Raw genomic sequence first — 6,704 nt, 5'->3', positions numbered from 1 at the left:
GCCGTGTCCCCACCCCACGCCCCCGCTTCGACAAGCCCACCCCCAAAGCCGCCCGCACTGCGAGCCCCTGGCCCGGCCGGGAGGGCTCCCGGAGCCGGGCTCGTACTGCTGGAGTGGGGACGGGGAGGGGTGTCCCCGCAGGACGAGCGCGCTACCACCGCTCACGGCCGAGACACCCCACGCGCCGAGCCGAGGAGATACCCCTGCGCGGCGCCGCGACCCGCCCGCACCGAGCCCGTATCCCGCCCGGCGGGCACGACCCGGGCCGGCCGGAGCTTCGGCCCCCAGGGCGACGCCCCCGCCCGTGCGGCGAGGCCGCGGCCCGCAGGCTTCCTGCGGCCTCCGGGGGAACCCGGCGGGCGTGCGGGTTACGGCAGGCGGCCCGACAGCAGCCCCCGCAGGGTGTGGGCGGCGGCGAGGAGCCAGGCCGTCAGCAGGGCGAGGAAGAGGGCCGCGGCGAGCCACCCGAGGGCGGTGAGCCCGGTGTGGCGGGCCAGGCCGGCGGCGCCGGTGACGCAGGTCCCGACGGGGAAGGTCAGCGCCCACCAGGTCATCGTGAAGCCCATGCCGGCGCGGGCGGCCCGGACCAGCATGCACAGGGCGAGGGCCAGCCACAGCAGGGCGAACCCCATCACGGGCACCCCGTAGACGACCGCCAAGGCGCCGAGCGCGTCGGCGTAGGGGGCGCCGATGGCCCCGGGGGCCATGTCGGCGAGCTGGTTCACGGCGGTGGTGGACTGCCCGAGCGGGCCGAGGACCAGGAACAGGGTCGGGGTCAGCACCAGGGGCAGGGGCCCGCCCAGGATCAGTCGGCCGAAGATCAGCGGGAGCATCAGCAGGGTCGCGAGCAGGCTGATGCCGAACATGGCGTAGCAGGCGAGCAGCATGGCCTCGCGGGGCTGGCCGGCGGGCAGGTGGGGTATCAGCAGCGGGCCGAGCGCGGCCGAGACCATGGGGGCGACGAGGGGGAGCAGCCAGACGGGGCCGGCCTGCTTCGGCTCGACCTCGTGCCGCACCACCATCAGGTAGGGCACGGCCACCGCCGCGACCAGGCCGACCGCGGTGCCGGCGGTGAACAGCACGGCGTCCACCGCCACGGCGGCACCGGTCCCGATGAGGTCCTTGCCGACGATGAGGGTGCCGCCGCCGACGGCCAGCAGCGCCATCGAGAGGCAGCCGTAGAAGGGGGCGACGGCCGGGTCGAGCAGGTGGGCGCGGGCCTGGTCGCGGTGGTGGAGCCAGTGCCCGGCCCGGGCGGTCAGCAGGACCGCCAGGGCGGCGGCGGACAGCGCCCAGACGAGCTGGCAGGCCACGCGCTGGCCGGGAAGCTGGTACGGGAGGGTCGCGCCGGCGTTGGCGACGATCGCGGTGCCCATGACGCAGGCGTACCAGTTGGGGCCGAGGTGTCGCAGCGCCGGTGCCTTGTGGGCCGGGGGCGCGGGTTCGGTGAGGGTGCGGGGTCGCACGAGGGTGGTGGCCATGGGTCCAGCGTCAGGTGGGGGCGGGTCGAGCGGCAGGGACCACCTGTCTATAAGGCCATAAACTGATGTTATGGGTGATGAGACATGGGTTCCGCTGGCGCACCGCGTACCGGACCTGGGTGCGCTGGAGTTGCTGCTCGAGGTCGCCCGCGTGGGGAGCCTGAGCGGCGCCGCCCGGCGGCTGGGCATCACCCAGCCCGCGGCGAGCAGCCGGATCCGGGCGATGGAGACCCGGCTGGGGGTGGCGCTGGTGGACCGTTCCCCGCGGGGTTCGACGCTGACGGCCGAGGGCGCGCTGGTCACCGACTGGGCCCGGCGGGTGGTGGAGGCGGCGGAGGCCTTCGACGCGGGTGCGCAGGCGCTGCGCGGGCGGCGGGACTCCCGGCTGCGGGTGGCGGCCAGCATGACCATCGCGGAGTACCTGCTGCCGGGGTGGCTGATCGCGTTGCGCGGGCAGCGGCCGGACACGGCGGTGTCGCTGCACGCGGGCAACTCGGCGGTGGTCGTGCAGCGGGTGCTCACGCACGAGGCGGACCTCGGCTTCGTGGAGGGGCTGACCGTGCCCGAAGGCCTGGACTCGGCGGTGATCGCGCAGGACCGGCTCGTCGTGGCGGTGGCGCCGGTCCACCGGTGGGCGCGGCGTACCAGGGGCGTGGAGGCGGCGGAACTCGCGGCGACTCCGCTGATCCTGCGGGAGCGGGGATCGGGTACCCGGCAGGTGCTGGACGCGGCGCTGGCCGGGTACGGCGGACTGGCCGCGCCGCTGCTGGAGCTGGCGTCGACGACGGCGGTGAAGGCGGCCGCGCTGGGCGGTGCCGGGCCGTGCGTGCTGTCGGAGCTGGCGGTGGTGGACGAGCTGGCGGCCCGTCGGCTGGTGGAGGTGCCGGTGACGGGCGCGGAGCTCGGCCGGGCCCTGCGGGCCGTCTGGCCCGCGGGCGCCCGCCCGGCGGGCCCGGCCCGGGACCTGCTGTCCCTGACCCGGGGCCCTGCCGAGGCCGCGTGAGCCCGCCCCTGACCGCCGGGACAGCTCCCGGCCCACGGTGGGAGAACGGCTGAAGAGCCGAGCGGCCTGCGGGACACCGGCCGGGCCGCCGCCGCAGGCCCGGCCGGCGTCAGTCCGGCGCCTCCGACCGGGAGTGGAGGGTCTTCGTCAGCAGGGAGCCCGCGACGATCAGGGCCACGCCCAGCCACCACATGTCGTCGAAGATCAGTACGGCGATGCCGATGGGGACGAGCAGGCCCGCCAGCGGCACCAGGAAGCCCGCCCAACGAGTGCGCTCGGGAGGCAGCCCGGCGGCTTCCCGGGCCGCCCGGGCGCGGGCGACGTCCGGGTACCAGACGGTGAACTTCACCGCGGCGACGATCGCCAGGATCTGGATGATCCAGCCGGTCCAGATGTTGTTCGGGTTGTGCAGGACCAGGTCCCCGTACGCTCCCGCGGCCGCCGCGACCAGGAAGGCCGTGCCCCACGCCCCCGTGATCATGTAGTTGGTGCGCAGGAAGCCGCGGGTGTGCCAGAGGGACGGATCGACCTGCTCGCGGGCGTACTGGAGGGTGAACGGCATCCGTACGGCCATCGAGCCGAAGGCGATCACCGCCAGCGCGATGTTGGCCACCTCGCCCGCGTACGTCTCCAGCCAGTTCAGGGTTCCTTCGCCGACGAGGGCTCCGATGACGGCCATCGAGCCGAAGAAGACCACGTCGGCCAGTTCCAGCAGCTTCCAGGAGCTGCCGCGGTAGACCAGGTGGGTCAGCGCGATCAGGGCGACCGCCGCGGCCAGCGCCAGTCCGACGGCCAGTTCGAACCGTCCCGGGCCGACCAGCAGCGAGAAGATGATCCACGGCGCCATGCCCACGACCGGGTTGTCCAGGAACCCGGCCACCGGCCCCTTCGCCGCACGGTGCGCGTCGGTGCTCACCCATCCAGCGTGCGCGCGTGCGGCGCCCGGGGCCATTCGGGCGGTACGGGTCCGCCCCCGGCCCCTTCCGCGGGGCCGGGGGCGGGGCGCCGTGCGCCGGGCGACGTGCGCCGGGCGACGTGCGACGTTCGCATGTGCCGGTCAGGCCACCGGTACCATGCTGCGCGCCGTGGCCGCCTCGATCAGCGACGCCATCACCCGGGTGTCCTTGTCGCGTTCCGGGTGCCACTGGACGCCCAGCACCCAGCGCGCCGGATCGGGCAGCTCGATCGCCTCCACCGTGCCGTCGAGCGCGTGCGCCGAGGCGACCAGGCCGCGGCCCAGCCGCTCGACCGCCTGGTGGTGGTAGGTCGGGACCTGCGCCTCCTCCGGGACCAGGTCCCCGTACCGGGTGCCCGGGACCGGGCGGACCGGGTGCCGGCTCATGGCGCCCGGGGCGTCGACGTGGCCGTCGATGTGCTGGATCAGGGTGCCGCCCAGGGCCACGTTCAGCGCCTGCATCCCGCGGCAGATGCCGAGCACGGGCACGTCCGCCTCCAGCGCCGCGTTGATCAGCGCCAGCTCCCAGTGGTCGCGGACCGTGGCGGGGGCGCCCGTACGGGGATCGCGTGCGGCCCCGTAGTGCACCGGGTCCACGTCGGGGCCGCCCGCGACGACCAGGCCGTCCACCCGGCTCAACACCTCCGCCGCCGAACCGGGTTCGTCCGGGGGCAGCAGGACGGCCGCGCCGCCCGCCGCCTGGACGAGTTCGCAGTACCCGGTCGGTACGAGGGACGTCGGGAGGTCCCACACCCCGTAGCGGGTGGATTCCTCGACGTAGGTGGTGATGCCGATGAGCGGCCTGGGCACGTTCTCTACCTCCGTGAACGGGACGGCGGACGACGGGAAGGGACAGGATCTCAGTCGCGGGCCAGCTCCGCCTCGGCTTCCGCGAGGGCCGCGAACTCCTCCTCGGGGGCCGATGCCACGAGGTGGTGCCGACTGTAGAAGGCGAAGTACGCGAGGGCGACGGCGTACACGGCCAGGGCGATGAACGCGGCGTCCTTGTCCACCAGGAAGGTGGCGACCAGGGCCGAAAGGGCCAGTACGAAGGCGACCGAGGAGGTCAGGATGCCGCCCGGGGTGCGGTACGGGCGCTCCAGCTGCGGCTCCCGGCGGCGCAGCACGATGTGCGAGAGCGCCATGAGGGCGTAGGAGATGGTGGCGCCGAAGACCGCGATGTTGAGCATGCGGGCGCCGTTGCCGGTGGATGCGGCCAGGGCGAAGCCGATCGCGCCGGGGATGATCAGGCCGAGGTACGGGGCCTTGCGCCGGGAGGTGAGCGAGAGGAAGCGGGGCAGGTAGCCGGCGCGCGAGAGGGCGAAGAGCTGGCGGGATCCCGCGTAGATCAGCGAGAAGAAGGAGGCCACCAGGCCGGCCAGGCCCGCGTAGTTCACGAAGCGGCTCAGCGCGGTCGGGCCGTCGTCCCCCTCCAGGGCGACGACCAGCGGGTTGCCGGCCGTTCTGACGGCGTCGGCGCCCTGCGCGCCGGTCGCCGCGAAGAAGGTGATCAGGGCCAGCAGGGTGAGGATGCCCATGGAGATGGCGAGCGCCTTCGGCATGGACCGGACCGGGTCCTTGGCCTCCTCGGCGGCCAGCGGTACGCCCTCCACGCCGAGGAAGAACCACATGCCGAAGGGGAACGCGGCCCAGATGCCGAGCACGCCCAGCGGCAGCCAGGAGTTGGAGCCGAAGGCGCTCGGGTCGACCGGGATGTCGTTGAGGCCGTCCGCGCTGAACTCCGTGAAGGCGCCCACCGCGAAGATCAGCAGCGCGGCGACGGCCACCGCGGTCACCACGAGGCTGAAGCGCAGCGCCTCACCGACGCCCCACAGGTGCACCCCGATGAAGACCACGAAGCAGCCGAGGTAGACGGGCCAGCTGGAGGTCAGGCCGAAGAGGCCGAGGGACTCCACGTAGTCGCCGATGAAGATGACGATCGCCGCCGGGGCCAGGATGTACTCGATGAGGATGGCGGTGCCGGTGAGGAAGCCGCCCCAGGGGCCCAGCGCGCGCCGGGCGAAGCCGTAGCCGCCGCCCGCCGTCGGCAGGATGGTGGACAGCTCCGCGAGGGAGAAGACCAGGCAGGCGTACATCGCGCCCATCAGGACGGTGGCGATGGCGAGTCCGCCGAAGCCGCCCTTGTCGAGGCCGACGTTCCAGCCGGAGAAGTCGCCGGAGACGACGTAGGCGACGCCGAGACCGGTCAGGAGCAGCCAGCCGGCACTGCCGCGGCGCAGCGTGCGGCGCTCCAGGTAGTCGTCCGGGCCGTCGCCGCCGCCGGCGGGTGACGTGGTGGGTGCGGGCACGGCTGCCAGCCGTGCTTCGATGTCGTCGGCCATCGTGCGCTCCTGCCTCAGGGCAATGGTTGTGGGGCGTACCTTTGTCCTAGTGGAGCGGAGCGCGCAAGACCTCTGCGTAAAACAGAAGTTACGAAAACCTCTCGGACGCCCCCCCGCGCCCCCCGTGCCGGCCGGCTCAGGCGAGGAATCCCCGCAGCAGCGCCGCCGTGCCGCAGCAGTGCTCGCGCATGGTCTCGCGGGCCCCGGCCGCGTCCCCCTCCAGCACCGACTCCACCAGCGCGCTGTGCTGCTGCTGGGAGTGCTCCAAATTGCGGACCAGCAGCGGGATGCAGTCGAGCAGGTCGTTGACCGTGGCCCGGACGGCCGCGTACTGGGCCGTCAGGGTGGCGGACCCGGCGAGCTCGCACAGGGTGAGGTGGAAGAGGGTGTCCTGGCGGCGGTAGTCGGCGAGCGGGGCGTCGTGGGTGGCCCCCAGTGCGGCGAGCAGCCGCTCGGTGCCCTCCTCGGTCAGCCCCTGGGAGGCGCACAGCCCGGCCGCCCCCACCTCCAGGACCTCGCGGAAGCGCAGGACGTCCTCGATGTCCACGCCCGCCACCCGCCTGCGCAGTTCCTCCTCGGTGCCGCCGGCCGGGGTGTCGGGGCGGGGGAGTACGAACGTGCCGCCGTACCGGCCGCGCCGCGCCTCCACCAGGCCCTGGTCCTGCAGTACCTTCAGGACCTCGCGCAGGGTGACCCGGCTGATCCCCATCCGCTCCGCCAGCTCGCGCTCAGGCGGAAGCCGCTCGCCGCCGGGCACCAGACCCAGGCGGACCACCTGGAGGATCTGCTCCAGCGCCTCCTCGAACCCGTTGCCCGCCCGCACCTGGCGCAGCACCGGGTTCAGGCGCCGGGCGGCGTCGCCTTCGCTCGCCGTATCGGTCATCTCGGCTCCTCCCCTTCCCAAGCAATGGTTCTATTCAATA

General features: G+C 73.9%; 6 protein-coding genes. 1 reads left to right on the top strand and 5 read right to left on the bottom strand.

Features of this window, described 5'->3' with window-relative positions:
- Positions 1-368 precede the first annotated feature (368 nt).
- On the bottom strand, positions 369-1,481 hold the full coding sequence (locus AVW11_RS21820) for a TDT family transporter (RefSeq protein ID WP_076045438.1): 1,113 nt from the start codon (positions 1,479-1,481) through the stop codon (positions 369-371).
- Positions 1,482-1,551: 70 nt separating this feature from the next.
- Here AVW11_RS21820 and AVW11_RS21815 point away from each other — a divergent pair, with 70 nt between their 5' ends.
- The gene (locus AVW11_RS21815; RefSeq protein WP_030855956.1) at positions 1,552-2,484 is read left to right on the top strand and encodes a LysR family transcriptional regulator; all 933 of its coding nucleotides are present in this window, start codon (positions 1,552-1,554) and stop codon (positions 2,482-2,484) included.
- A gap of 109 nt (positions 2,485-2,593) precedes the next feature.
- On the opposite strand, the gene AVW11_RS21810 is transcribed toward AVW11_RS21815, so the two are convergent.
- The 4 genes from AVW11_RS21810 to AVW11_RS21795 form a co-directional block, all read right to left on the bottom strand.
- Positions 2,594-3,400: a hypothetical protein gene (locus tag AVW11_RS21810; protein WP_037834768.1), complete on the bottom strand. Its 807-nt coding sequence runs from the start codon at positions 3,398-3,400 to the stop codon at positions 2,594-2,596.
- 141 nt (positions 3,401-3,541) lie between these two features.
- Positions 3,542-4,249 (bottom strand): gamma-glutamyl-gamma-aminobutyrate hydrolase family protein, encoded by a 708-nt coding sequence (locus tag AVW11_RS21805; protein WP_076045436.1) that lies wholly within the window; start codon positions 4,247-4,249, stop codon positions 3,542-3,544.
- A 50-nt stretch (positions 4,250-4,299) separates the two neighbouring features.
- The gene (gene eat, locus AVW11_RS21800) at positions 4,300-5,781 is read right to left on the bottom strand and encodes an ethanolamine permease (RefSeq protein WP_030855947.1); all 1,482 of its coding nucleotides are present in this window, start codon (positions 5,779-5,781) and stop codon (positions 4,300-4,302) included.
- A gap of 136 nt (positions 5,782-5,917) precedes the next feature.
- Positions 5,918-6,664 (bottom strand): FadR/GntR family transcriptional regulator, encoded by a 747-nt coding sequence (locus AVW11_RS21795; RefSeq protein WP_030855945.1) that lies wholly within the window; start codon positions 6,662-6,664, stop codon positions 5,918-5,920.
- Positions 6,665-6,704: the final 40 nt, after the last annotated feature.

Origin of the sequence: Streptomyces amritsarensis, assembly GCF_001953875.1 — a bacterium.
Taxonomy (GTDB): Bacteria; Actinomycetota; Actinomycetes; order Streptomycetales; family Streptomycetaceae; genus Streptomyces; species Streptomyces amritsarensis.
Note: the sequence above shows the minus strand (reverse complement) of the source record. Positions and strands in the feature narration are given on the sequence as shown.

What these genes read in the sequence shown, in the direction of transcription:
- AVW11_RS21820 (WP_076045438.1), bottom strand. Translation starts at nt 1,481, where the DNA reads ATGGCCACCACCCTCGTGCGACCCCGCACCCTCACCGAACCCGCGCCC.
- eat (WP_030855947.1), bottom strand. Translation starts at nt 5,781, where the DNA reads ATGGCCGACGACATCGAAGCACGGCTGGCAGCCGTGCCCGCACCCACC.
- AVW11_RS21815 (WP_030855956.1), top strand. Translation starts at nt 1,552, where the DNA reads ATGGGTGATGAGACATGGGTTCCGCTGGCGCACCGCGTACCGGACCTG.
- AVW11_RS21795 (WP_030855945.1), bottom strand. Translation starts at nt 6,664, where the DNA reads ATGACCGATACGGCGAGCGAAGGCGACGCCGCCCGGCGCCTGAACCCG.